At 60.5% G+C, this 21,779-nt stretch carries 27 protein-coding genes; 19 read left to right on the top strand and 8 right to left on the bottom strand.

Annotation, left to right across the window (positions count from 1 at the left end; genetic code table 11):
- Positions 1-563: 563 nt before the first annotated feature.
- A complete protein-coding gene (gene ppnN, locus AC3ITA_RS17600; protein ID WP_095942869.1) occupies positions 564-1,937 on the bottom strand; it encodes a nucleotide 5'-monophosphate nucleosidase PpnN in 1,374 nt (457 codons plus the stop codon).
- 171 nt (positions 1,938-2,108) lie between these two features.
- Here ppnN and AC3ITA_RS17595 point away from each other — a divergent pair, with 171 nt between their 5' ends.
- On the top strand, positions 2,109-2,681 hold the full coding sequence (locus tag AC3ITA_RS17595) for a DUF3087 domain-containing protein (protein ID WP_095942870.1): 573 nt from the start codon (positions 2,109-2,111) through the stop codon (positions 2,679-2,681).
- A gap of 84 nt (positions 2,682-2,765) precedes the next feature.
- On the top strand, positions 2,766-4,310 hold the full coding sequence (locus AC3ITA_RS17590; protein WP_095942871.1) for a sensor domain-containing diguanylate cyclase: 1,545 nt from the start codon (positions 2,766-2,768) through the stop codon (positions 4,308-4,310).
- A gap of 44 nt (positions 4,311-4,354) precedes the next feature.
- Here the strand turns inward: AC3ITA_RS17590 and AC3ITA_RS17585 are convergent, their stop codons facing one another.
- From AC3ITA_RS17585 to AC3ITA_RS17575, 3 genes are all read right to left on the bottom strand, one after another.
- Positions 4,355-4,717: a DUF2784 domain-containing protein gene (locus AC3ITA_RS17585; RefSeq protein WP_095942872.1), complete on the bottom strand. Its 363-nt coding sequence runs from the start codon at positions 4,715-4,717 to the stop codon at positions 4,355-4,357.
- A 60-nt stretch (positions 4,718-4,777) separates the two neighbouring features.
- On the bottom strand, positions 4,778-5,653 hold the full coding sequence (gene dapA, locus AC3ITA_RS17580; RefSeq protein ID WP_095942873.1) for a 4-hydroxy-tetrahydrodipicolinate synthase: 876 nt from the start codon (positions 5,651-5,653) through the stop codon (positions 4,778-4,780).
- A 285-nt stretch (positions 5,654-5,938) separates the two neighbouring features.
- A complete protein-coding gene (locus AC3ITA_RS17575; RefSeq protein ID WP_095942874.1) occupies positions 5,939-6,874 on the bottom strand; it encodes a sensor domain-containing diguanylate cyclase in 936 nt (311 codons plus the stop codon).
- A 167-nt stretch (positions 6,875-7,041) separates the two neighbouring features.
- Between AC3ITA_RS17575 and AC3ITA_RS17570 the strand changes: the two genes are divergently transcribed.
- The 3 genes from AC3ITA_RS17570 (at position 7,042) to AC3ITA_RS17560 (ending at position 8,262) form a co-directional block, all read left to right on the top strand.
- Positions 7,042-7,740, top strand: coding sequence for an AzlC family ABC transporter permease (locus AC3ITA_RS17570; protein ID WP_095942875.1), 699 nt, complete (start codon positions 7,042-7,044; stop codon positions 7,738-7,740).
- Entirely contained in the window at positions 7,740-8,051 is a 312-nt protein-coding gene (locus tag AC3ITA_RS17565) for an AzlD domain-containing protein (protein ID WP_162130365.1), read from the top strand. Before AC3ITA_RS17570 ends, AC3ITA_RS17565 begins: the two co-directional genes overlap by 1 nt.
- A gap of 64 nt (positions 8,052-8,115) precedes the next feature.
- Positions 8,116-8,262 carry a hypothetical protein gene (locus AC3ITA_RS17560; protein ID WP_191628440.1) on the top strand — a complete coding sequence of 49 codons (147 nt, stop codon included), beginning with the start codon at positions 8,116-8,118 and terminating at the stop codon, positions 8,260-8,262.
- A 221-nt stretch (positions 8,263-8,483) separates the two neighbouring features.
- On the opposite strand, the gene AC3ITA_RS17555 is transcribed toward AC3ITA_RS17560, so the two are convergent.
- Positions 8,484-9,164: an SOS response-associated peptidase family protein gene (locus AC3ITA_RS17555; RefSeq protein ID WP_095942876.1), complete on the bottom strand. Its 681-nt coding sequence runs from the start codon at positions 9,162-9,164 to the stop codon at positions 8,484-8,486.
- Between the two features lie 128 nt (positions 9,165-9,292).
- Here AC3ITA_RS17555 and AC3ITA_RS17550 point away from each other — a divergent pair, with 128 nt between their 5' ends.
- Positions 9,293-10,192 carry a polysaccharide deacetylase family protein gene (locus AC3ITA_RS17550; protein WP_489278056.1) on the top strand — a complete coding sequence of 300 codons (900 nt, stop codon included), beginning with the start codon at positions 9,293-9,295 and terminating at the stop codon, positions 10,190-10,192.
- 119 nt (positions 10,193-10,311) lie between these two features.
- Positions 10,312-10,551: a DUF1652 domain-containing protein gene (locus AC3ITA_RS17545; RefSeq protein ID WP_056723537.1), complete on the top strand. Its 240-nt coding sequence runs from the start codon at positions 10,312-10,314 to the stop codon at positions 10,549-10,551.
- A gap of 8 nt (positions 10,552-10,559) precedes the next feature.
- Here AC3ITA_RS17545 and AC3ITA_RS17540 read toward each other — a convergent pair whose 3' ends face one another.
- Positions 10,560-11,447, bottom strand: coding sequence for a LysR family transcriptional regulator (locus tag AC3ITA_RS17540; RefSeq protein WP_489278054.1), 888 nt, complete (start codon positions 11,445-11,447; stop codon positions 10,560-10,562).
- Positions 11,448-11,574: 127 nt separating this feature from the next.
- Here AC3ITA_RS17540 and AC3ITA_RS17535 point away from each other — a divergent pair, with 127 nt between their 5' ends.
- The 10 genes from AC3ITA_RS17535 (at position 11,575) to AC3ITA_RS17490 (ending at position 20,238) form a co-directional block, all read left to right on the top strand.
- Complete coding sequence (locus tag AC3ITA_RS17535; RefSeq protein ID WP_489278052.1) at positions 11,575-12,714, top strand: muconate cycloisomerase family protein; 1,140 nt, start codon at positions 11,575-11,577, stop codon at positions 12,712-12,714.
- 10 nt (positions 12,715-12,724) lie between these two features.
- Positions 12,725-13,015 carry a muconolactone Delta-isomerase gene (gene catC / locus AC3ITA_RS17530; protein ID WP_034150962.1) on the top strand — a complete coding sequence of 97 codons (291 nt, stop codon included), beginning with the start codon at positions 12,725-12,727 and terminating at the stop codon, positions 13,013-13,015.
- Between the two features lie 55 nt (positions 13,016-13,070).
- Positions 13,071-14,000: a catechol 1,2-dioxygenase gene (gene catA, locus AC3ITA_RS17525; protein WP_095942879.1), complete on the top strand. Its 930-nt coding sequence runs from the start codon at positions 13,071-13,073 to the stop codon at positions 13,998-14,000.
- 168 nt (positions 14,001-14,168) lie between these two features.
- Entirely contained in the window at positions 14,169-15,128 is a 960-nt protein-coding gene (locus AC3ITA_RS17520) for an AraC family transcriptional regulator (RefSeq protein WP_095942880.1), read from the top strand.
- Positions 15,129-15,375: 247 nt separating this feature from the next.
- The gene (gene benA / locus AC3ITA_RS17515; protein WP_150674210.1) at positions 15,376-16,740 is read left to right on the top strand and encodes a benzoate 1,2-dioxygenase large subunit; all 1,365 of its coding nucleotides are present in this window, start codon (positions 15,376-15,378) and stop codon (positions 16,738-16,740) included.
- On the top strand, positions 16,737-17,225 hold the full coding sequence (gene benB, locus AC3ITA_RS17510) for a benzoate 1,2-dioxygenase small subunit (RefSeq protein WP_095942882.1): 489 nt from the start codon (positions 16,737-16,739) through the stop codon (positions 17,223-17,225). Before benA ends, benB begins: the two co-directional genes overlap by 4 nt.
- A 10-nt stretch (positions 17,226-17,235) precedes the next feature.
- On the top strand, positions 17,236-18,249 hold the full coding sequence (gene benC, locus AC3ITA_RS17505) for a benzoate 1,2-dioxygenase electron transfer component BenC (protein WP_150674212.1): 1,014 nt from the start codon (positions 17,236-17,238) through the stop codon (positions 18,247-18,249).
- A 156-nt stretch (positions 18,250-18,405) separates the two neighbouring features.
- The gene (locus AC3ITA_RS17500; RefSeq protein ID WP_095942884.1) at positions 18,406-19,179 is read left to right on the top strand and encodes a 1,6-dihydroxycyclohexa-2,4-diene-1-carboxylate dehydrogenase; all 774 of its coding nucleotides are present in this window, start codon (positions 18,406-18,408) and stop codon (positions 19,177-19,179) included.
- A gap of 42 nt (positions 19,180-19,221) precedes the next feature.
- Entirely contained in the window at positions 19,222-19,920 is a 699-nt protein-coding gene (locus AC3ITA_RS17495; protein WP_414928139.1) for an alpha/beta hydrolase, read from the top strand.
- Between the two features lie 117 nt (positions 19,921-20,037).
- Complete coding sequence (locus AC3ITA_RS17490) at positions 20,038-20,238, top strand: SPOR domain-containing protein (protein WP_414928138.1); 201 nt, start codon at positions 20,038-20,040, stop codon at positions 20,236-20,238.
- Positions 20,239-20,371: 133 nt separating this feature from the next.
- Here the strand turns inward: AC3ITA_RS17490 and osmE are convergent, their stop codons facing one another.
- Entirely contained in the window at positions 20,372-20,722 is a 351-nt protein-coding gene (gene osmE, locus AC3ITA_RS17485; protein WP_008053782.1) for an osmotically-inducible lipoprotein OsmE, read from the bottom strand.
- Positions 20,723-20,735: 13 nt separating this feature from the next.
- Positions 20,736-20,975: a hypothetical protein gene (locus AC3ITA_RS17480; protein ID WP_008021270.1), complete on the bottom strand. Its 240-nt coding sequence runs from the start codon at positions 20,973-20,975 to the stop codon at positions 20,736-20,738.
- A gap of 166 nt (positions 20,976-21,141) precedes the next feature.
- Between AC3ITA_RS17480 and AC3ITA_RS17475 the strand changes: the two genes are divergently transcribed.
- A complete protein-coding gene (locus AC3ITA_RS17475; protein ID WP_095942887.1) occupies positions 21,142-21,327 on the top strand; it encodes a hypothetical protein in 186 nt (61 codons plus the stop codon).
- A 97-nt stretch (positions 21,328-21,424) separates the two neighbouring features.
- Positions 21,425-21,760 (top strand): hypothetical protein, encoded by a 336-nt coding sequence (locus tag AC3ITA_RS17470; RefSeq protein WP_095942888.1) that lies wholly within the window; start codon positions 21,425-21,427, stop codon positions 21,758-21,760.
- Positions 21,761-21,779 lie beyond the last annotated feature (19 nt).

Raw genomic sequence — 21,779 nt, 5'->3', positions numbered from 1 at the left:
AGCCTGCTCGCGATAGCGGCCTGCCAGTCGACCGAAATCTTGCAGATGCACTCGATACCTGTGGGAGCGGGCTTGCCCGCGATGGTGGCCTTCCGGTCGATAAGATACATCACAGACGAACGCACCCAGCAAACAGGCCGGCCGGTAGGCCGCCTCGGACGCTGTTGCGGTGTACGCTCCCTCGTGAGGCCGAGCGCAGGTTCTGCGCAGTGGGCAACCCGGCATGGATGCCGGGTTAGCCGCCGCCGGCCATGGATGGCCGATGGCGGCGGGCCCACGGAGCAGGACCGGAGCGAGGGCATGCCGAGCCACGGCGAGGCACCGAATGTCAGGGGCAGAGCGCTTTGGTTACTTTCGCGCTTTTCGAAAGTGACCCGCCGTAAGGGCGGAACCAATAGCGGCCGTTACCGCAGAAATGGATATGTACACCCTCAAAAATCCATATCGCCTGCCAAGCAGTCATCGCGAGCAAGCTCCCACAGGGATCTTCAGTGGCCACAAGTCCCGAGTAAAACCGGGAACCCAATGTGTGAGCGCTTGCTCACGATAGCCATGGCTCAGTCTTACGCCACCACCCGATAACACGGCACATACGCCGCGCCACCCGGCAGTTTCATGCGGTGCTGGGCGACGAAGGCTTTGAGCAGCAGGTCCAGCGGTTGCATGATCGCCGCGTCGCCACGGATCTGGTACGGCCCGTGTTCTTCGATCAGGCGGATGCCCTTGTCCTTGACGTTGCCGGCGACGATGCCGGAGAACGCGCGGCGCAGGTTGGCCGCCAGTTCGTGGGCGGGCAGGTCGAGGCTCAGCTTCAGGTTGGCCATGTTTTCGTGGGTCGGGTCGAACGGGCGCTGGAAGCCTTCATCGATTTTCAGCAGCCAGTTGAAGTGAAACGCATCGTTGCGCTCGCGGCGGAACTGTTTGACCGCTTTGAGGCCCTGGGTCATCTGCCGTGCCACTTCGGCCGGGTCATCGATGATGATCTGGTAGTGCTGCCTGGCGGCGTCGCCCAGGGTTGCACCGACGAATGCGTCCAGTTGTTCCAGGTACGGCGCGGCATGTTTCGGCCCGGTGAGGATGACCGGCAAGGGCAGGCCTTTATTGCCCGGGTGCATCAGGATGCCCAGCAGGTACAGGAACTCTTCGGCCGTACCGGCGCCGCCCGGGAAGATGATGATGCCGTGGCCGACGCGGACGAAGGCTTCCAGGCGTTTTTCGATGTCCGGCAGGATCACCAGTTCATTGACGATCGGGTTCGGCGCTTCGGCGGCGATGATCCCGGGTTCGGTCAGGCCCAGGTAGCGACCGCCGTGGATGCGTTGCTTGGCGTGGGCGATGGTCGCGCCTTTCATCGGGCCTTTCATCACGCCGGGGCCGCAACCGGTGCAGATGTCCAGGCTGCGCAGGCCCAGTTCGTGGCCGACTTTCTTGGTGTATTTGTATTCTTCGGTGTTGATCGAGTGTCCGCCCCAGCACACCACGATCTTCGGCTCGACGCCGGGGCGCAGGGTGCGGGCATTGCGCAGCAGGTGGAAGACGTAATCGCTGATGCCCTGGGAGCTGCTCAAATCGATGCGTTGGCTGTCGAGTTCGTTTTCGGTGTAGACGATGTCGCGCAGGGCGCTGAACAGCATTTCCCGGGTGCTGGCGATCATTTCGCCGTCGACGAAGGCGTCGGCCGGGGCGTTCAGCAGTTCCAGGCGCACGCCTCGGTCCTGCTGGTGAATGCGGATTTCAAAATCCTTGTAGGCTTCAAGGATGGTCTTGGCGTTGTCGACATGGGCGCCGGTGTTGAGGATGGCCAGGGCGCATTGGCGGAAGATGTTGTAGGTGCTGCCGGAACCGGCTTCGCTCAATTGCTGGACTTCCCGTTGCGAGAGCGTTTCCAGGCTGCCTTTGGGACTGACGGAGGCGTCGATAACTTGGCGTTGGGTCATTCAATGATCCTTAAAACGATGTCATTCACACAGCAACTACGAATGGCATCCGAATAATGTGTATTCATGAAAGAAGATGGCACGAACTGCGCGGTCTTGCCATGTCCCCGGCTTGACGATGAAAAGATGAAATGGAGCCCCAGCATAGCTAAATCCCGCGCAGAGGCGATAATGGCTCGCTGTCTTTTTGTCCCGGACCCAAGGAAACCCGACGCAATGTTCGAAATCCAGCCGATGAACGCCGACACCTACCGGCAACAGACACGGCGCAGCACGGTCATCATTGCCCTGATCTTTCTGGCGCTGGCGATGGCTTTCTCAACGGCCGCGGTGGCGCTGTTCGGCGAGCCTTTGGGCGACAACCTGCGTTTCAACGTCGGTGGTGTGTTCGTTGCGGTACTGGTGATGGCGGTGCTGATGCGCAAGGTATTCTGGCAACAGGAATGGATGAAGCCCGCGGTCTACAGTTGGCAACTCAAGCGCAGCCTGATGAGCGTCACCAATGTCATGCATCATGTAACGGCGGCCGAAGCAAAGGGCGATCCGGTTGCGATGAAGCTGTTGCGTTTCTACCATTTGGGGTTGAACCAGATGCATCAGCTCGACGGCAACTCCAGCGACCACGGCCAATTGATCCGCGAAATGGACCGGCACGAGGAGCGAATGCAAGCGCTGGGCATCGATATCGAACAGACGCGGCTGGATCCTGCATGGCTGGAGGCGGTAAAGCAGGTCAGGGGCTAACATCATTGCGAGCCTGGATCAGGCATTGTGAGCAAAAGCGGCGATCAGGAAAGTTCGCCCTGTCACCAACAATCAGGGAGCACCATGGGACAACCGTCGATCCACGATCATATTGAAATGCTCCGGCCAGCCGTGCCCCGGCTCAAGGTCCGCTCGGCGGTGATCCTGCTGGTGGCGGTGTGCCTGTCGATGGTGGTCATCGTGATCTGGGAAGCCTGGAGCTCACGCCAGTACCACCTGCGGGACAAGGAAGTGGCGATGTCCAACCTTGCGCAGACCCTGGCATCGCAAGCGCAGGCCTCGATCAAGCAAGCCGATACGCTGCTGTTCACCCTGGTCGATCGTCTGGAGCACGACGGCGTGGATAAATCCCGGCTGCCGCTTTTGCTCAGCGCCCAGCGCAGTGAGCTGAGCCAGCTCCATGGTGTATTTGTTTTCGACGAAAAAGGGCAGTGGATCGCCAATTCCAATGGCGCCGGCCAGACCGGCGTCAACAATTCCGACCGCGAATACTTCATCTTCCATCGCGATAACCCCAGCCGTGGGCCGCACATTGGGCCGTCGATCAAGAGCCGTTCGAGCGGCGAATGGATCGTGACGGTTTCGCGTCGGGTCAATCATCCCGACGGCAGCTTCGCCGGGGTGGCGCTGGCGTCGATTTACCTCAGTCATTTCCTGCAGCTCTACGACAGCATCGACATGGGCAGTAACGGCGTGATCAACCTGATCGCCGACAATGCCACCGTTGTCATTCGCCGACCCTTCAAGGAGGCGGACATCGGCACCAGCCTCGCCAAGAGCCCGTTGTTCACTCAGTTGTTGCCCAAAGGCGACGCGGGTACGGCCACGATCAGGTCGATCATCGACGGTGTCGAGCGGGTGATAGGGTATCGCCGGGTCGAGGGTTATCCGCTGATCGTTTTTACCGCGTTGAACAAGGATGAAGTGCTCGACAGCTGGCGCAAGGAGACACTGCTCAGCACCGGCATCGTCATGCTGTTGCTGGGTTTTCTCGGGGTACTGGGGTTTCGGCTTATCAAGCTGATGAAGCAGCAGAACCTGGTGCAGGTCGAGTTGCTGGACACCCAGGACAAGCTCCTGGAGGTCAATCGCAACCTCGAAGGCCTGGCCCTCAAGGACGCGCTGACGGGGCTGGCCAACCGGCGTCAGCTCGACGCTTTCATCGATGCCGAAATGGGCCGAGCCCGACGCAGCCAGTCCGAGTTGGCGCTGCTGATGATTGATGTCGATCATTTCAAACCCTTTAACGACCGCTACGGCCACCTGGCCGGTGATGAGTGTCTGCGCAAGGTCAGTGCGATCATCACCGACAACATCAAGCGCCCCGGTGACCTGGCCGCCCGCTATGGTGGCGAAGAGTTTGCCGTGGTGCTGCCCGGCACCGACTACGTGGGGGCATTTCTGGTGGCGGAGAAAATCCGCCGCGCGGTACTGCAGGCCGACATTGCCCACAGTGACAGCCCGGAAGGCACCGTGACCGTCAGCGTCGGTGTGTGTGCCAGCACCGCCGCTTCCCAGATCCGCCCCGACGACCTGATTGGTGCGGCAGACAAGGCGCTGTACGTGGCCAAGGCCAGTGGGCGGAACATGAGCGTGATTGCCAACTGAGGGGCCGGAGTCAGACAAACCGGTCCGTCAGACTGGTTGAAGATTCAGGTGGCCCATTGCTTGATCAATCGAAGATAGATCAGCGCGTTGATCAGCAACACCACGACGCCCAATCCCAACTGAATGCCGGGCGTCAGGCCCGCCGGGTAAATTACCGGCCAAATGTAATGCTCGATGAATCCACCGCCATAGCCGGTTTGCCCGGCTCCATGGCGCATGCGGTTCTCCCAGTCGGTCAGCGGGCAGGGCAGGTGGAACAACTCCACTGCCACACCCCAGACGGCGGCCGGCGGATGCCACCAGATCAGGTGGCGCCATTTGAGCACCAGCAACCCGCCGAACAACACGAACACAATGAACAGCAAGTGGAACAGCATCAGCCCATCGGCGGCGATTCGGTACAGCATGTCGGTGCCCCTGAAGGCTGAACGAATCGCTCCATGGTACTCGGGCCGCAGGCAGGCGCTCTATCGATTGTCGCGGCCCAATGCACCGAGCACGTCTTTCAAATGCTCGGTCATCGATTCACTGCTGCGTTGCATGGGCGCGCGCAGCTCGTCACCGATCAAACCTTCCAGGGCCAGCGCGGTTTTCACCGGGGCCGGGTTGGGTTCCAGGAACAGGCTGTCGATCAGCGGCAGCAAACGGAAAAACGTGGCGCGGCCCTCAGCCAGTCGGTTGTCGCGGATCTGCCGGTGCAACTGCACGAACAGTTCGGGATGGACATGCGCCGACGCGGCAATCGCGCCTTTGGCGCCCAGGCACAGGGCATTGAAGATCTGGTTGTCTTCGCCGCACAGCACGTCGACAAGGCCGCTGTTGAGCAAAGCGAGGGTGTTGGAAAAATTACCGCCGCAATCCTTGATGGCGACAATCCGCTCGTGGGCGACGATGTTGAGCAGGGTCGCCTGCTCGAAGGTCACGCCGGTGCGATAAGGGATGTCGTAGAGAATCAGCGGAGCGCTGGAGGCATCGGCGACCGTGCGGAAAAACGCCTCGAGGCCGGCCTGGGAAGGGCGGATGTAATACGGCGCCGGCACCAGCAGGCCAGCCACCGGGCGCTTGAGGATCTCGCTCTGGAACTGCAACAACTCGGTCAGGTTGTTGCCGGCCAGGCCCATGACCACCTGTTGCGCCGGCACTAGCTCCAGCACGGTATCGAGCACCGCCAGTTGCTCATGTTTGCCCATCGCCGCCGGTTCGCCGGTGGTACCGCAAACGATGAGGCCGTCGACACCTTTTTCCAGCAGATGGCTGACCAGCCGGCGCAAACCGACGAAATCGATGGCGCCGTTGTGGAAGGGTGTGACCAGTGGAACCCAGATACCTTGAAACGCTGACATGCACTTTCTCCTGATGGTTGACCGATTTCGTCACCGTCAGGGGCATGGAAGGAGAGTAAGCAAGGGGAGGGTGGTCCGTCGCGCTCAATGTCCTGTCAGCTCATCTGACGGGACAGCGCGCCCCGGTCACATGAGCGACTGTTTCTTCGATTTGAGGGCGTGCGCAACGCAACCTTGCGCCTTGGCAATCAAGCCAATGACGGAAGAGTCGAGATTGAAAGTTGCGGACATACTTGCTTATACCCTGAGTGAGGCGCCCAGTTTTAAAAGCCGGAGCGCCGTTTGTCAATCACGAAAATCAGCGAACTCGGCGCGCATCCGGCCATTGTGCTTGGCCTGGTAGAGCAGATGATCGACCTGTTCGACGAATTCCAGGGCCGTGGCATGCATCGATGCCAGGGTGGTGCCGACGCCGAGGCTGATACTCAGCAGCCTCGACACGTTCGAGAATTCATGGGGAATCTGCTGCTGGCGAATCAGGTGCAGGCATTTGTGCGCCACCAGCCGCGCGGACTCGGCATCGGTTTCCGGCAGCAACCAGACAAACTCTTCACCGCCGATCCGCGCGATGAAATCCCGTGGCCGATTCGCCGCCAGGGACAAGGTTTGCGCGACGCGGCGCAGGCATTCGTCACCCTTGATATGGCCGTAATGGTCGTTGTACTGCTTGAAGTAATCGATATCCAGCACCATCACCGACAACGGCAAGGCGGTGCGCTGGGCATTGTTCCACTCCCGTTCCAGCACGGTGTCGAACATGCGCCGGTTGGCGATGCCGGTCAGGCCGTCCTGGAAGGAATACTCTTCAAGCTGTTTTTGCAGGCGGATCAGGTGCTCTTCGGTTTTCTTGCGCTCGCTGATATCGAACATGAAACCCACCAGCGCCTCGACTTCGCCGTCCTTGCGCACCACATGCACCACATCGCGGATCCAGACGTACTCTCCGCTTTCGGTGAGTGCGCGATAGTCGGCCTCGTGATCGATACCGGCGCGCGATTGCGAGACGCAGAAGTCCATCACGTAGTCGCGGTCATCCGGGTGCATGCGCTCGATCCAGTCGTTGACCGACGCCCAACTGTCCTGCTTCCAGCCCAGCAGTTCTTCGATCTGTGGTCCGATGTAGCTGAACGTCATGGTTTTCCAATCGATGCGCCAGGGAATCGCCCGGGTCGACTCAAGCAGGGTTTTATAAACGTCGCTGTCGGTTTCCACTGAACTCATGAAGGGCCTGCCTCGATGAAAATGCAGCGCCATCATGTTGTTAGCACTTTGGCGAATCAAGCGGGCAGCCGATGAATGGTACGCCGCGTATCAGTGAGCAAGATTGTTCAAGCCTTCGGCCGCGACTGCTGGCACAGTCTGGGGTCTTTCCCTGTCTGTAGAACGTCATGCCCAATTCAATCATGCCGCGCAGTGCCTTTTTGCGCGGTGCAGCGGCGATCATGCCGTTGTCCCTGGCCACCGCGCCCTGGGGCTTGCTGGCCGGTTCCATGGCCATCGAAGCCAACCTCACGCCCCTGCAAGGCCAGGGCCTGTCGAGCATTGTGTTTGCCGGCGCGGCGCAACTGGTGGCCATCGGCATGCTCAAGGGCGGTGCCGGGATTTTTTCGATCCTGCTGACCACGCTGCTGCTGACCTCCCAGCATTTGCTCTACGGGATGAGCATGCGCTCGGTGATTTCGCCCTTGCCGGGACGCTGGCGCGCGGGCCTGGGGTTCTTGCTCACCGATGAGCTGTTCGCCTTGACCTGCCAGCACGACAAACAGCAATTCAACCGCTGGTACGCCCTGGGCGTGGGCCTGACGTTCTACATCGCCTGGAACCTGTTCACCCTGGCGGGCATTGTGCTGGGCAGCAGTATTCCCGGCCTTGAGCACCTGGGCCTGGATTTCTCCATCGCGGCGACCTTCATTGCCCTGATCACCCCGGTGGTGCGCAACCTGCCGACCGTGGTGTGCGTGGCGGTGTCGCTGTTCTGCTCGGTGTTGTTCAGCTACTGGCAATGGGGTTCGGCGCTGGTGCTGTCGGGGCTGGCGGGCATGACCGCCGGTTTTGTCTGCAATAAATTCTACGGTGGCCGCACATGATGGTCTGGGCAGTGATTATCGGAATGGGCGTGTTGGTGTTCCTCAATCGCTATGTTTTCCTGGAACCGCGACTGCCGCTACGCTTGAGCAGCAACGCCCGGCAGTTCCTGGGGTTTGCCGTACCGGGCATGTTGACCGCCATCTGCGGGCCGATTGTGTTCATGCCGGAAAAACAGCTGAATCTGCACTGGGACAATCCCTACCTGATCAGCTCGCTGGTGGCGGTCGCTCTGGTGCTCTACACGCGCAATACGTTGCTCAGCATGCTGTTGAGCATGGGCTTCTTCTTTTTGTTGCGCTGGTGGCTTTGAGCGGGGCAGGGGAACTGATCTAAGCTTAAGTTGATGACCGATCCCTTCAGGAAGAGAGGTGAACATGGCCAATGAACCCAAGCAACCGGACCTGGAAGACGACGAGGACGAACCCACGGAGGAAGAGATTGACGAGCAGAAACGTTCGGTACCGGACTGGAAACATCCTGACGACGGTAAGGAACTGTCAGAGCCTGACCGCAAGTTCTGAGTCGTACGGGAATACAACAGAGCCCCGCCATTGCGCGTAATGCTGTTCAGTTAAGCGAATGAGATCCTCTGTAGGAGCGAGCTTGCTCGCGATGGTCGTTAACGATAACGCGTGTTTACTGGCTAAACGCGGCGCTCCTGAGTCCATCGCGAGCAAGCTCGCTCCTACAAAAAAGAATCAGCATTGCGCCATTGCGCGGGGCTTTGTCGTGATTGACAGGTTCATGGAACTTCCTTGATCAGCGCGGCGCCCTGGTTCCTGACATTACCAACGGCCCTGTCGACCTTGTACCACTCGAATACATCACTGACCTCGCCCTGGGATAGCGCCATTTCCTCGGCCCGCTCCTTGGGCGTGGCCGGGTCCAGCCATTCCCGCGCCAGTTCGGGCGAAAACACCACCGGCCGGCGGTCATGCACGTCAAGCAGGCCGCCTGCGCTGTCGGCCGTCAGGATGACGAAACCGTCGTGCTCCCTGTGAGGCGCTCCGCCGATGGGGTACTGGCCGATGGCCGCGCAGTAAATAGGTGCCCGGTTCCGTCGCCGGATCAACCACGGTTGTTTGTTGGCCTCACCGGTGTCGACCCATTCGAACCAGTTATCAATCGGGCAGATCGCGCGATGGGGCCAGATCGCCCGGAAGTACGGGCCGTGGGCGACTTTCTCGACCCGGGCATTGACCGGCTCCGTGCGATCCGTCGCCCAGTGCGGTCGCCAACCCCAGCGCACGGCGTCGGCGTGCAGCCGCTCGTTTTCCAGGTGCAGCAGGGCGAGTTGCGTGGTGGGGGCGGCGTTATAGTGCCCCAGGGGTTCGTTGCCGACGTGATTGATCAGCGCGTCGGGGATGCTCAGCACCGCTACGAAGTCGTGGATTCCACGGTATTGCGACAGTCGTCCGCACATGGCCTGACACTCTGGTTGAGCATTTTTTTCAGTTTAGTTGGTGGCGACGAAACGGGCCTGGCAAGCACCGGAACCAAACCCTGTGTACTCTATCCAACCGACCGTGATGGTCTGGCCCAAGGCAAAAGATGAAACCATTGTTCAAGTGTTTGACGGTGTGCGCCCTGGCAGTGGGGCTGCTGGGTTGTATCGCCGCACCGATTGAAATGACTCCGCGGACCGAGCAGCGTTTGCAGGCACAACCCCCCATCCGCTTTCTGCTGACGTTCGATGACGGTCCCAGTGCATCGAGCTGGTGGAATCCGACCGTGACGGTACTGGAGAGCCTGGCGCAAAACCCGCTGCAACCGGACATCAAGGCCGTGTTCTTCGTGCAAACCCGCGCTCCGCGAGCCGGAGGCAGCGAGTTGGGCCGGGACATCATGCGCCGTGAACATGCCGAAGGTCATGTCCTGGGCTTTCACACGGCGACACCCTGGCACACCAATCATCGCTCCCTCGACCCGCCAGTGTTGGAGCAGGCCCTCACCGATGGCAGCACCGACATCGCCGCGATTACCGGCGCCCCGCCAACCCTGTTGCGCCCGCCATTCTGGAACTACGACAAACGCACCTTCGCCGCTTATCGGCAGCATGGCCTGCACGTGTTGCTCACCGACTTGAGCGCCAATGACGGCAAGATCTGGGGCTTCAACGCCAGCCCCCGGCGCCGGTCGCACATGCTGCGTTCGATGTCCGAAGTTCGCGAACGCATTGCCCGTGGTGAATTGCCGGTGGTCGATGGCGTGATTCCGGTGGTGGTGACCTTCCACGACCTCAACCGCTATACCGCCCGGCATACCCGTGAGTACCTGCAGATTTTGCTCGACAGTGCCCGACAGACCGGGGTGAAAACCGCCGACAAGCCGTTTTACGACGATCAGGCTGCGCTACAGCGGGCGGCCATGGCGCGAACCGTGCGCGACGATTCGCAGCCGGTCGAATTACCGGGGTTCTGGAACTGGATCTGGGGTGGTAATTCCCACTGAATGGCCGGAAATGCGAGGGGTATAACAAAATTGACGGCAATTTACTGGCGCAAAATCGGCAAAGTGTAACTATGCTGAAACGGATCCAATCCAGCTAACTGTCGCCCGAGGGACCGGCCATGCTTCCGATTTCAGTGCTTTGCAACATCGTGGAGTCCGGTTTTGAGCCGCTGTCGTGCGAGTGCACGGAGAATCTCGGACTGCTGCGCATCGAAGTCTGCGACCCCGTCACCAAGCGAGTGGAGCTGTTGATCAGCGGTGTTTCGACGGCGGAGCTGACCAGCGTGCGCGCCATCTCTGACTTTGTCGGCGAGTTGCGTACCGAGATGAAGGCAGGGCGCCGGGCGTTTGCCGGCTGATCGTCGTCTTACGCTGCCGGCGGCAACAGCTCATCAATCATCCGCAAACAATGGTTCAACCCCGGCGACACATCGCCCACCCGTCGGCTGAGAATGATCGGCGAGGTGGCGTTGTCTTCCAGCAGCGGGGTGAAGCCGATGTCGTCGCGGTGCAGCAACTGCACCGAGGCCGGTACCAGCGTGATCCCGATGCCTGCCCCCACCAGCCCGATCGCCGTTTGCAGTTCGTTGGTCCATTGCGCGACGTGGATGCTCACGCCGTAAGACTCGAACAGGGCAATCACATGGTCGGCGTAACTCGGCCGTGGATTGCCGGGGTATAGCACAAAGGGTTCCCCGGCCAGATCCCGCAGGCTGATGGGACCTGCGAGCAACGGATGCCCGGCGGGCAGGGCGGCGACCAGGCGGTCTTCGGTGAGCACGGTCTGGATGATGGCCGGGTCGTCGATACGGATTCGGCCGAAACCGATGTCGATGCGCCCGGCCTTGAGCGCCTGCACCTGTTGCAGGGTGGTCATTTCCGAAAGCCCCAGCTCCAGCTCCAACGGCTCGCCACTGCGTAACCGCCGGATCAGTTCCGGCAGCACACCATACAAGGTTGAAGGCGCAAAGCCGATACCCAGCCAGGTTTTCTCACCCAACCCGATACGCCGGGTGTTGTCGCAGACCTTGTTCAGTTGTTCGAGCAGGGCGGTGGAGTGCTCATGGAAAAATCGCCCGGCGTCAGTCAACTTCAGCGGTCGCCCGCGTTCGAGCAGCATCACCCCCAGTTCGTCCTCCAGTTGCTGGATCTGCCGGCTCAAGGGCGGCTGGGCGATGTGCAGCAGCTCGGCGGCGCGGGTGAAGTTGAGGGTTTGAGCCAATACCTGGAAATAACGCAGGTGACGCAGTTCCATGGAGCCTCCAGACGCGGATCGGTTGCATACCTTTAAGGTATCAAGTCAGACCAATTCTATATTGGCTTCAGGAAAAAAGCCGTACGAGAATCGATTCCAGAACTTCAAGAACCTGACGGGTATCGAAATGCTTGCAACAGCCATTGAGTCGATCGAGACGATCATCGTCGATCTGCCGACCATCCGCCCGCACAAGCTGGCGATGCACACCATGCAGAACCAGACCCTGGTGATCATCCGCGTGCGTTGCGCCGACGGCATCGAAGGCATCGGCGAATCCACCACCATCGGTGGCCTGGCCTACGGCAACGAAAGCCCGGACAGCATCAAGACCAACATCGACACGCACTTCGCACCACTGTTGATCGGCCAGGACAGCAACAACGTCAACGCTGCCATGTTGCGCCTGGAACGCAGCATTCGCGGCAACACCTTCGCCAAATCCGGTATCGAAACCGCACTGCTCGATGCCTTGGGCAAACGCCTTGGCCTGCCGGTCAGCGAATTGCTCGGCGGTCGTGTTCGCGATGCGCTGCCGGTGGCCTGGACCCTGGCCAGCGGCGACACCGAGAAGGACATCGCCGAAGCGGAAAAAATGCTCGACCTGCGCCGTCACCGCATCTTCAAACTGAAGATCGGCGCCGGGGAGGTCAACCGCGACCTGGCCCACGTGATTGCGATCAAAAAAGCCCTGGGTGACCGCGCCAGCGTTCGGGTCGACGTCAATCAGGCCTGGGACGAAGCGGTGGCACTACGCGCCTGCCGGATTCTCGGCACCAATGGCATCGACCTGATCGAACAGCCGATCTCGCGCAACAACCGCGCCGGCATGGCCCGCCTCAACGCCATGAGCCCGGCGCCGATCATGGCCGACGAATCCATCGAATGCGTGGAAGATGCGTTCAACCTGGCCCGCGAAGGCGCGGCTTCGGTGTTCGCCCTGAAGATCGCCAAGAACGGCGGCCCACGCGCTGTATTGCGCACCGCCTCCATCGCTGAAGCGGCCGGCATCGCCCTGTACGGCGGCACCATGCTTGAAGGTGGCCTGGGCACCATGGCTTCGGCCCATGCCTTCGTCACCCTGAACAAACTGGCGTGGGACACCGAGCTGTTCGGCCCGCTATTGCTGACCGAAGACATTCTCAGCGAACCGCTGGTGTATCGCGATTTTGAACTGCACGTGCCGAAAACACCGGGCTTGGGCCTGAGCCTGGATGAAGAGCGCCTGGCGTTCTTCCGCCGCGACAAGACCATTCATCAAGCCTGAGGAGAGCATTATGCTGTTCCACGTAAAAATGACCGTGAACCTGCCGGTCGACATGAATCCCGAAGCGGCGGCCAAATTGAAGGCTGACGAGAAGGCCCTGGCGCTGCGCCTGCAAGATCAAGGCAAGTGGCGCCACCTGTGGCGCATCGCCGGGCACTACGCCAACTACAGCGTGTTCGATGTCGACAGCGTTCAGGAACTGCACGACCTGTTGATGCAATTGCCACTGTTTCCGTACATGGCCATCGAGATCGACGCGATGTGCCGGCATCCTTCTTCCATCCGTGACGACGACCGCTGAGCCCAGCCTGTTCAGCGCGCTACGCTAATAATTACAAGATGAGGAACCCTTCAAAATGAACGTCAAGATTTCCCACACTGCCGAAGTCCAGAAATTTCTCGAAGAGGCCAGCGGCCTGCTCAACGACGCTGGCGACCCACGGACCAAGGCGCTGGTGTACCGCATCCTGCGTGATTCGGTGAACATCATCGAAGACCTGGCCGTGACCCCGGAAGAGTTCTGGAAAGCCGTCAACTACCTCAACGTGCTGGGCGCTCGCCAGGAAGCCGGGCTGGTGGTGGCCGGTCTCGGTCTGGAGCATTACCTCGACCTGCTGATGGACGCCGAAGACGAGCAGGCCGGCAAGTCCGGCGGCACCCCGCGCACCATCGAAGGCCCGCTGTACGTGGCGGGTGCGCCGCTGTCGGAAGGCGAAGCGCGTCTGGACGATGGCGTCGATCCGGGTGTGACTCTGTTCATGCAAGGCCGTGTGTTCAACACCGCTGGCGAGCCCCTGGCCGGCGCTGTGGTGGACGTCTGGCACGCCAACACCGGCGGCACTTACTCGTACTTCGATACCACGCAGTCGGAATTCAACCTGCGTCGCCGCATCGTTACCGACGCCGAAGGCCGCTACCGTTTCCGTAGCATTGTGCCCTCGGGCTACGGCTGCCCACCGGACGGTCCGACCCAGCAACTGCTTGATCAACTGGGGCGTCATGGCCAGCGCCCGGCGCACGTGCACTTCTTCATTTCCGCGCCGGATCATCGCCACCTGACCACCCAGATCAACCTCGATGGCGAAAAGTACCTGCACGACGATTTCGCCTACGCCACCCGTGACGAGCTGATCGCCAAAATCACCTTCAGCGACGATCAACAGCGCGCGGCGGCCCATGGTGTCAGCGGTCGTTTTGCCGAAATCGAGTTCGATTTCACCCTGCAGTCGTCGGCCCAGCCGCAAGAGCAACAGCGCCACGAGCGGGTCCGCGCACTCGAGGACTGATCACCGCCCCCTGTAGGAGCGAGCCTGCTCGCGATGGACGTCAACGATGACGCTGGGTACCTGATGCCCCGTGGCGTCCTTGAGTCCATCGCGAGCAGGCTCGCTCCTACAAGGGTTTCGGATCTAGAATGAAACGACGCAACCTATAACAACAACGAGAGTGACCTGATGATGCCAGCGCAACTGTTGAGTCAGCGCAGCAGAGTGTTCGACCATGCCGACCCTTACGCGGTGTCGGGCTACGTCAATCAGCACGTCGGTAACCACTGCATTCTCATGCCCCGTGCCGGCAGCCCGCTGGCCAGTCTCGATCATCGCAAGTTCGCCAGCCTCGACCTGTGCCGCATCAGCTACGGTGCCAGTGTGCGCGTGACGTCCGGTGCGCTGGACAGCATCTATCACCTGCAAGTGCTGCTGCGCGGCAATTGCCTGTGGCGCGGCCACGGCCAGGAACATTACTTCGCTCCCGGCGAATTGCTGCTAATCAACCCCGACGATCCGGTGGACCTGACGTACTCCGCCGATTGCGAAAAATTCATCCTCAAAGTCCCGACCCGCTTGTTTGAATCGGTCTGCGATGAGCAGCGCTGGCGCTATCCGGGGCAGGGCGTGCGGTTCCTCGAAAACCGTTATCAGCTCAATGAACTGGAAGGTTTCGTCAACCTGCTGGCGATGATCTGCCAGGAAGCCGAATCCACCGAGCAGATCCCCAGGGTGCAGGAGCATTACACGCAGATTATCGTCAGCAAGATGCTCAGCCTGATGAAAACCAACGTCTGCCGCCTCGAACTGGGCTCGCAGACAGCCACGTTCGAGGCGATTGCCGATTACATCGCCAATAACCTCAAGCAGGACATCGACAGCGAAGCACTGGCGCGCCAGGCGCACATGAGCCTGCGTTCGTTGTACGGACTGTTCGAGCGCAATGCCGGCCTTACGCCGAAAAACTACCTGCGCCAGAAACGCCTGGAACGCATCAACGCCTGCCTCAGCGACCCGACCTGCAACGTGCGCAACGTCACCGAAGTGGCGATGGATTACGGCTTCCTGCACCTGGGGCGGTTCTCCGACAGCTACCGCAAGCAGTTCGGCGAACTGCCGTCCGATACCCTCAAGCGTCGGCACTGAACCTTCAAGTTTGATGTTGTCTGGTCTGGCGCCATCGCGAGCAAGCTCGCTCCCACATTGGATTGCTTCACCCCTGTGGGAGCGAGCCTGCTCGCGAAGAGGTCGGCACATTCAACATTGATGGCGCCTGACACAACGCCAAACCCCTGCACAAAACGGATAAAGGTTTGCACCCCGCGGATATTCCAGCCTGCCCCCCCGTCCTAGCATGACCCCTGCCTGAACAATAACAATGGAGGCGGCGGCCATGACCCTGCGACCCGAATACCTGCATTCCCTGCTTGAAGATGATCCCGAGCAGGGCCTCTATCGCTGCAAACGCGAGATGTTCACCGACCCCCGGTTGTTCGATCTGGAGATGGAACACATCTTCGAGGGCAACTGGCTGTATCTGGCCCACGAAAGCCAGATCCCCAACGTCAACGATTTCTACACCACCACCATGGGGCGCCAGTCGGTCTTCATCGCGCGCAACAAGGACGGTGTACTCAACGCCTTCATCAATGCCTGCAGCCATCGCGGCGCGACCCTGTGCCGGCACAAGTCCGGCAACAAGAGCTCCTACACCTGTCCGTTCCACGGCTGGACTTTCAACAACTCCGGCAAGCTGCTCAAGGTCAAGGACCCGGCCAACGCCGGCTACCCGGCGAGCTTCAACTGCGAAGGCTCCCACGACCTGACCCGTGTTGCGCGTTTCGAGTCCTATCGCGGCTTCCTGTTCGGCAGCCTGAAAGCCGATGTACTGCCACTGGTCGAGCACCTGGGCGAATCGGCGAAGATCATCGACATGATCGTCGACCAGTCGCCTGATGGCCTGGAAGTACTGCGCGGCTCCTCCAGCTACATTTACGAAGGCAACTGGAAGCTCACCGCCGAGAACGGCGCCGACGGCTACCACGTCAGCTCCGTGCACTGGAACTACGCGGCCACCCAGAACCAGCGCAAGCAGCGCGAAGCCGGTGACACCAATCCGACCATGAGCGCCGGCAGCTGGGCCAAGCAGGGCGGTGGTTTCTATTCCTTCGACAAGGGCCACATGCTGCTCTGGACCCGTTGGGCCAACCCCGAGGACCGTCCGCTGTACGAGCGCCGCGACGAACTGGCGCAAGACTTCGGCAAGGCCCGCGCCGACTGGATGATCGAGAACTCGCGCAACCTGTGCCTGTACCCGAACGTGTACCTGATGGACCAGTTCAGCTCGCAGATCCGCATCGCCCGGCCGATTTCGGTCAACCGCACGGAAATCACCATCTACTGCATCGCCCCCAAAGGCGAGAGCGACCATGCCCGTTCCAGCCGGATTCGCCAGTACGAGGATTTCTTCAACGTCAGCGGCATGGCAACGCCCGACGATCTGGAAGAGTTCCGCTCCTGCCAGACCAGCTACCAGGGCAGCGTCACCACCTGGAACGACATGTCCCGTGGTGCCGAGCACTGGATTGAAGGTGCCGACGACGCCGCCAAAGAGATCGACCTGCATCCGCTGCTCAGCGGTGTGCGCACCGAAGATGAGGGCCTGTTCGTGCTGCAGCACAAGTACTGGCAGCAGACCATGCTCAAGGCCCTGGCGGCCGAGCAGTCGAAGCTGATCGCCGTGGAGGACGTGTTATGAGCATTTCCTATGAAGCGGTGCGCGATTTCCTCTATCGCGAAGCGCGCTACCTCGATGACCGCCAGTGGGACGAATGGCTGGAAATGTACGCTCCCGACGCGACGTACTGGATGCCGTCCTGGGACGACAACGACGAGTTGACCGAGGACCCGCAGCGGGAAATCTCGCTGATCTGGTACGGCAACCGCACGGGTCTTGAAGACCGCATCTTCCGCATCAAGACCGAGCGCTCCAGCGCCAGCGTGCCGGACACCCGCACCTCCCACAACATCAGCAACATCGAGCTGCTCGAACAGGCCGACGGACTGTGCAAGGTGCGCTTCAACTGGCACACCCTGAGTTTTCGCTACAAGACCGTCGACAGCTATTTCGGCAGTAGCTTCTACACCCTCGACATGCGCGGTGAAAACCCGTTGATCAAGGCCAAGAAAGTGATCCTGAAGAACGACTACGTTCGCCAGGTCATCGATGTTTACCACTTGTGAGGCGGCCGTCATGACCCATTCCATCGCGTTCAATTTCGAAGACGGCGTCACCCGGTTCATCGACGCCAACGTGGGCGAAACCGTGGCTGATGCCGCGTACCGCCAGGGCATCAACATCCCGCTGGACTGCCGCGACGGCGCTTGCGGCACCTGCAAGTGTTTTGCCGAGGCCGGCACCTACGATCTGGGCGAGGAGTACATCGAAGACGCCCTCAGCCCTGAAGAGGCCGCGCAGGGTTTTGTCCTGACCTGCCAGATGCGCGCCCAGAGCGATTGCGTGGTGCGAGTACCGACGTCCTCCGAGGTCTGCCGCACCCGTCAGGCCAGCTACGACGCGACCATCAGCGCCGTGCGCCAGTTGTCCGACAGCACCATCGCGCTGTCGATCAAGGGCGAAGCCCTGAGCAAGCTGGCGTTCCTGCCGGGGCAGTACGTGAACCTGGGGATTCCCGGCAGCGAGCAGACCCGTGCCTATTCGTTCAGCTCGTTGCAGCGCGACGGTGAGGTCAGTTTCCTGATCCGCAACGTGCCCGGCGGCCTGATGAGCAGCTTCCTGACCGGCATGGCCAAGGCCGGCGACTGCATGAGCCTGGCTGGTCCCTTGGGCAGCTTCTACCTGCGGGACATCCGTCGGCCGCTGTTGCTGCTGGCCGGTGGCACGGGGTTGGCGCCGTTCACCGCGATGCTGGAGAAGATCGCCGAGCAGGGCAGCGATCACCCGCTGCATCTGATCTACGGCGTGACCCACGATTTCGACCTGGTGGAAATCGACCGCCTCGAAACCTTTGCCGCGCGCATCCCTAACTTCACCTTCAGCGCTTGCGTCGCCAGCCCTGAGAGCCAGCACCCGCTCAAGGGTTATGTGACCCAGCACATCGAGCCGAAGCATTTGAACGATGGCGACGTCGACGTCTACCTGTGCGGCCCGCCGCCGATGGTCGAGGCGGTCAGCCAGTTCATTCGCGAACAAGGCATCAAACCTGCGAACTTTTACTTCGAGAAATTCGCCGCCAGCGCGGCTTGAGTCCTGCACCAACTCCCTGATTGGCAAAGATCCAATGTAGGAGCGAGCCTGCTCGCGAAAGCGGTCCGGCAGTCACCCACTGTGTCGACTGGAAGGACCTCTTCGCGAGCAGGCTCGCTCCCACAGTTGAACTGCAACCTTCTTCATGAGGTACACATGAACAAATTTCACGAAAAAGTCGCCCTGATCACCGGCGCTGCCCAAGGTATCGGGCGGCGGGTGGCCGAGCGGATGGCCGCCGAAGGGGCGAAGCTGATCCTGGTGGATCGCTCCGACCTGGTGTTCGAAGTCCAGCAACAGCTGGCGCCAACCACCCAGGTACTGGCCCTGACCGCCGACCTTGAGCAATACGAGGAGTGCAGTCGGGTGATGCAAACCGCGGTCGAGCGCTTCGGACGCCTCGATGTGCTGGTCAATAACGTCGGCGGGACGATCTGGGCCAAGCCGTTCGAACATTATGAAGCGTCACAGATCGAGGCCGAGGTTCGCCGTTCGCTGTTCCCGACCTTGTGGTGTTGCCATGCCGCGTTGCCGTTCATGCTGGAGCAGGGCAGTGGTGCGATCGTCAACGTATCCTCCATCGCCACCCGTAGCCTCAACCGCGTGCCCTACGGTGCGGCCAAGGGGGGGGTCAATGCCTTGACCGCTTGTCTGGCATTCGAAACCGCCGGTCGCGGCGTGCGGGTCAATGCCACGGCGCCTGGCGGCACCGAAGCACCGCCGCGACGCATACCCCGCAACGGTGCCGAGCAGAGTGAGCAGGAAAAGCTCTGGTACCAGCAGATCGTCGACCAGACCCTCGACAGCAGTTTGATGAAACGCTACGGCACCCTGGATGAGCAGGCGGGGGCTATTCTGTTTCTGGCCAGCGACGATGCGTCCTATATCACCGGCATGGTCATGCCCGTGGGCGGTGGCGATCAGGGCTGAGGCGAACGGCGAACAACCCCATCGGCAAACGGAGACATGGTGATGAGTGACAAACCCACGATCGTGCTGGTCCATGGTTTCTGGGGCGGTGCCGCCCACTGGAACAAAGTCATCGTCAAATTGCTCAGCCGGGGTGACACGCACATTCGTGCCGTCGAGTTGCCGCTGACGTCCTTGGCCGAAGATGCCGAGCGCACGCGCAAGATGGTCGCCCAGGTGCCCGGTCCGGTGCTGCTGGTGGGGCATTCCTATGGCGGCGCGGTGATCACCGAAGCGGGTGATTTGCCGAATGTGGTTGGGCTGGTATACATCGCCGCGTTCGCCCCGGACGCCGGTGAAAGCCCCGACAGCATCACGCAGCGGCATTTTCCGGCGGCGGCGGCCAACCTGGCTCCCGACAGCGACGGTTACCTGTGGGTCAAGCCAGAGCTCTATCACGAGAGCTTTTGCCAGGATCTGCCGGCGACCGAAGGGTTGGTCATGGGCATCACCCAGAAAGCGCCGCTGGCGAGCACCTTCGGTGACACCATTGGCACGGTGGCCTGGAAGAAAAAGCCATCGTGGTACCAGATTTCGTCTGACGACCGAATGATCGCGCCGCAAAACCAGGAGTGGATGGCTGCGCGGCTGAACGCCCGGGAGATACTGACCTTGCATGCCAGTCACGCATCATTGGCCTCGATGCCCGCTGAAGTAGCGGCCTTGATCGACAGGGCAGCGACGGCGTTGGCCAAGGGCTAGGGTTCAAGTGCAACCGGAATGGGGAATTTTCATGGCGACGTCTGGTCGGTATTTTGGACAAGGGTGGGTGTAAGGTACGCAAGTCAACCTGATATCACTGCCCAGGAGGAGGTGACTATGAGTGTTCCGATGCTGAACAAAATGCACATGAACGGTTATGACGTACTCTGCGTGAACAATGGCCCCTGGCGGGTGTGCACACGAGGTGACCGGCTGGGATCGTTTGACAGTCGGGAAGAAGCACTGGCATTTGCCGCTTCGCTGCCCGGCTACAAGGCACGTGTCGGCAGGACTGCGGGCAGCCATCAAGCAAAATGAAGCCTGTAGGAGCGAGCTTGCTCGCGATGGTCGCTAACGATAACGCGTGCTTCCTGGCTAAACCCGGCGCGTTTGAGTCCATCGTCGGAACGCCGCCCGGAGCAAGCTCGCTCCTGCAAAGTCCTTAAGGGCGCTAGTAGCCACCGCCTCCGCTGGGGCGGGAGGGTTCCCGGGCCTTTTGTTGTGTGTGGCTCCATTCCGCGCAGGTCATGAAGCTTTTGTGGTCGACCATGCCGCGGTCGTCAAAGCTGACATTGAACGCCTGTTGATGGCCGGACTGACTCAGCTTGTAGTCAAAGCACGTGCCGGGTTCGACAGTCCGGTCGGTGACCGCCAGGGGCTGGCCGCCGATTTGCCGGACTTGCTCCTGGGTCATGCCGGTGTCGACTTTCGCGACCAGCGGCTGGTCCTGGTAGATCGAGTTGGTGCTGCAGCCTGCCAACGCGGTCAGTGCGACGACCAGCGTGAATAGAGGCCTGTTCATGGCAGCGCTCCCGCTATTGAGCCTTGTTGCGGCTAATGACCTTGGCTTTCACTTCCTCGGCGTAGCCGGACAGTTTTTCTTCATCGCCCTGAAACAAAGAACACAATCTTTGAACGGCTTGCGCGTCGGCTTCGCTCCCGAGCAGGCGCAATTGCTGCTCTATTCGCAGAAGCTCCACGGCCGACCAGCGCAAATCTGACGCAAGCCCTTGCAGATCACGCCGAAGTTCCTGTTCCGATTCGTTAAGCCACATGATGACCTCCTGAACTCTGCACACCGAAATTTTAGACCTCTTTACCGCACAGGATGTTGTGTTCGTCTGAATCGGTGGGGTTTCCTTTGGTCGGGAAAACTACAGCGAACGAGGAAATAAGCTGTCCTACTCTAGAGCCGGTTTTTCCTACGGGGGGCGACGTCAAATGACCGCAACCGATGATTTCAGGGCTCGGGCCCACGAGTTGATCGCTGACCTGGAGGCGGCGACCAACGAGATGATGCAACTGGTATCGGCCCGTCAACTCAGCGGGCCGCAATGGGAGCAAGTCACACAACGCCAGCATGAAGCCTACGAAAGATGGATGGATTATCTGAATTCAAGGAACTAACCCTGACAAGCGATATCAATGACACGCCGAATCGTTGGGGATGGCTGTAGGGACGACGGCGAGCTACATTCTCTTTTTTCTAACTTAAGGAAACAGCATGCGGATGTTGATGGGGGGAGTCGTGTTGGCATTGCTGGGCGGGTGTTCGTTGCCGGCGTCGCTGGTACCGGGCGAGCCGAATGTCAGTAAGCACAGCGAGAAGGCGCCAAAAGAGTATGCGGCGTGCGTGTTGCCTGCCTGGCAAAAGGAAGTATCGAATACGACCCAGATTTCGATATCCAACGGATACCGCATCACCGCGCCCAGCGTAATCACGGCCGACGAAGTGGTGGATATCGTGAAGTACAAGGACGGCAGCCGGGTTTCGCTGTATCAGGGGCCGCCCTGGGCCAAGTCCGGCGACCTGCGCAAAATCGTGCGCGACTGTTTGTAAGCGCGAGAGGGTGAAAATC

It is taken from the genome of Pseudomonas sp. GL_090 (assembly GCF_057837765.1).
This window is presented reverse-complemented; position numbering and strand designations above follow the sequence as displayed.

Coding starts and splice junctions, on each gene's coding strand:
- benC (WP_150674212.1), top strand. CDS start 17,236: ATGACCCATTCCATCGCGTTCAATTTCGAAGACGGCGTCACCCGGTTC.
- AC3ITA_RS17550 (WP_489278056.1), top strand. CDS start 9,293: ATGAAACCATTGTTCAAGTGTTTGACGGTGTGCGCCCTGGCAGTGGGG.
- AC3ITA_RS17480 (WP_008021270.1), bottom strand. CDS start 20,975: ATGTGGCTTAACGAATCGGAACAGGAACTTCGGCGTGATCTGCAAGGG.
- AC3ITA_RS17590 (WP_095942871.1), top strand. CDS start 2,766: ATGGGACAACCGTCGATCCACGATCATATTGAAATGCTCCGGCCAGCC.
- AC3ITA_RS17520 (WP_095942880.1), top strand. CDS start 14,169: ATGATGCCAGCGCAACTGTTGAGTCAGCGCAGCAGAGTGTTCGACCAT.
- AC3ITA_RS17595 (WP_095942870.1), top strand. CDS start 2,109: ATGGCTCGCTGTCTTTTTGTCCCGGACCCAAGGAAACCCGACGCAATG.
- AC3ITA_RS17500 (WP_095942884.1), top strand. CDS start 18,406: ATGAACAAATTTCACGAAAAAGTCGCCCTGATCACCGGCGCTGCCCAA.
- benB (WP_095942882.1), top strand. CDS start 16,737: ATGAGCATTTCCTATGAAGCGGTGCGCGATTTCCTCTATCGCGAAGCG.
- AC3ITA_RS17495 (WP_414928139.1), top strand. CDS start 19,222: ATGAGTGACAAACCCACGATCGTGCTGGTCCATGGTTTCTGGGGCGGT.
- benA (WP_150674210.1), top strand. CDS start 15,376: ATGACCCTGCGACCCGAATACCTGCATTCCCTGCTTGAAGATGATCCC.
- AC3ITA_RS17470 (WP_095942888.1), top strand. CDS start 21,425: ATGCGGATGTTGATGGGGGGAGTCGTGTTGGCATTGCTGGGCGGGTGT.
- AC3ITA_RS17565 (WP_162130365.1), top strand. CDS start 7,740: ATGGTCTGGGCAGTGATTATCGGAATGGGCGTGTTGGTGTTCCTCAAT.
- dapA (WP_095942873.1), bottom strand. CDS start 5,653: ATGTCAGCGTTTCAAGGTATCTGGGTTCCACTGGTCACACCCTTCCAC.
- catC (WP_034150962.1), top strand. CDS start 12,725: ATGCTGTTCCACGTAAAAATGACCGTGAACCTGCCGGTCGACATGAAT.
- AC3ITA_RS17575 (WP_095942874.1), bottom strand. CDS start 6,874: ATGAGTTCAGTGGAAACCGACAGCGACGTTTATAAAACCCTGCTTGAG.
- AC3ITA_RS17475 (WP_095942887.1), top strand. CDS start 21,142: ATGACCGCAACCGATGATTTCAGGGCTCGGGCCCACGAGTTGATCGCT.
- AC3ITA_RS17540 (WP_489278054.1), bottom strand. CDS start 11,447: ATGGAACTGCGTCACCTGCGTTATTTCCAGGTATTGGCTCAAACCCTC.
- AC3ITA_RS17585 (WP_095942872.1), bottom strand. CDS start 4,717: ATGCTGTACCGAATCGCCGCCGATGGGCTGATGCTGTTCCACTTGCTG.
- AC3ITA_RS17555 (WP_095942876.1), bottom strand. CDS start 9,164: ATGTGCGGACGACTGTCGCAATACCGTGGAATCCACGACTTCGTAGCG.
- AC3ITA_RS17570 (WP_095942875.1), top strand. CDS start 7,042: ATGCCCAATTCAATCATGCCGCGCAGTGCCTTTTTGCGCGGTGCAGCG.
- catA (WP_095942879.1), top strand. CDS start 13,071: ATGAACGTCAAGATTTCCCACACTGCCGAAGTCCAGAAATTTCTCGAA.
- AC3ITA_RS17535 (WP_489278052.1), top strand. CDS start 11,575: ATGCTTGCAACAGCCATTGAGTCGATCGAGACGATCATCGTCGATCTG.
- osmE (WP_008053782.1), bottom strand. CDS start 20,722: ATGAACAGGCCTCTATTCACGCTGGTCGTCGCACTGACCGCGTTGGCA.
- AC3ITA_RS17560 (WP_191628440.1), top strand. CDS start 8,116: ATGGCCAATGAACCCAAGCAACCGGACCTGGAAGACGACGAGGACGAA.
- AC3ITA_RS17545 (WP_056723537.1), top strand. CDS start 10,312: ATGCTTCCGATTTCAGTGCTTTGCAACATCGTGGAGTCCGGTTTTGAG.
- ppnN (WP_095942869.1), bottom strand. CDS start 1,937: ATGACCCAACGCCAAGTTATCGACGCCTCCGTCAGTCCCAAAGGCAGC.
- AC3ITA_RS17490 (WP_414928138.1), top strand. CDS start 20,038: ATGAGTGTTCCGATGCTGAACAAAATGCACATGAACGGTTATGACGTA.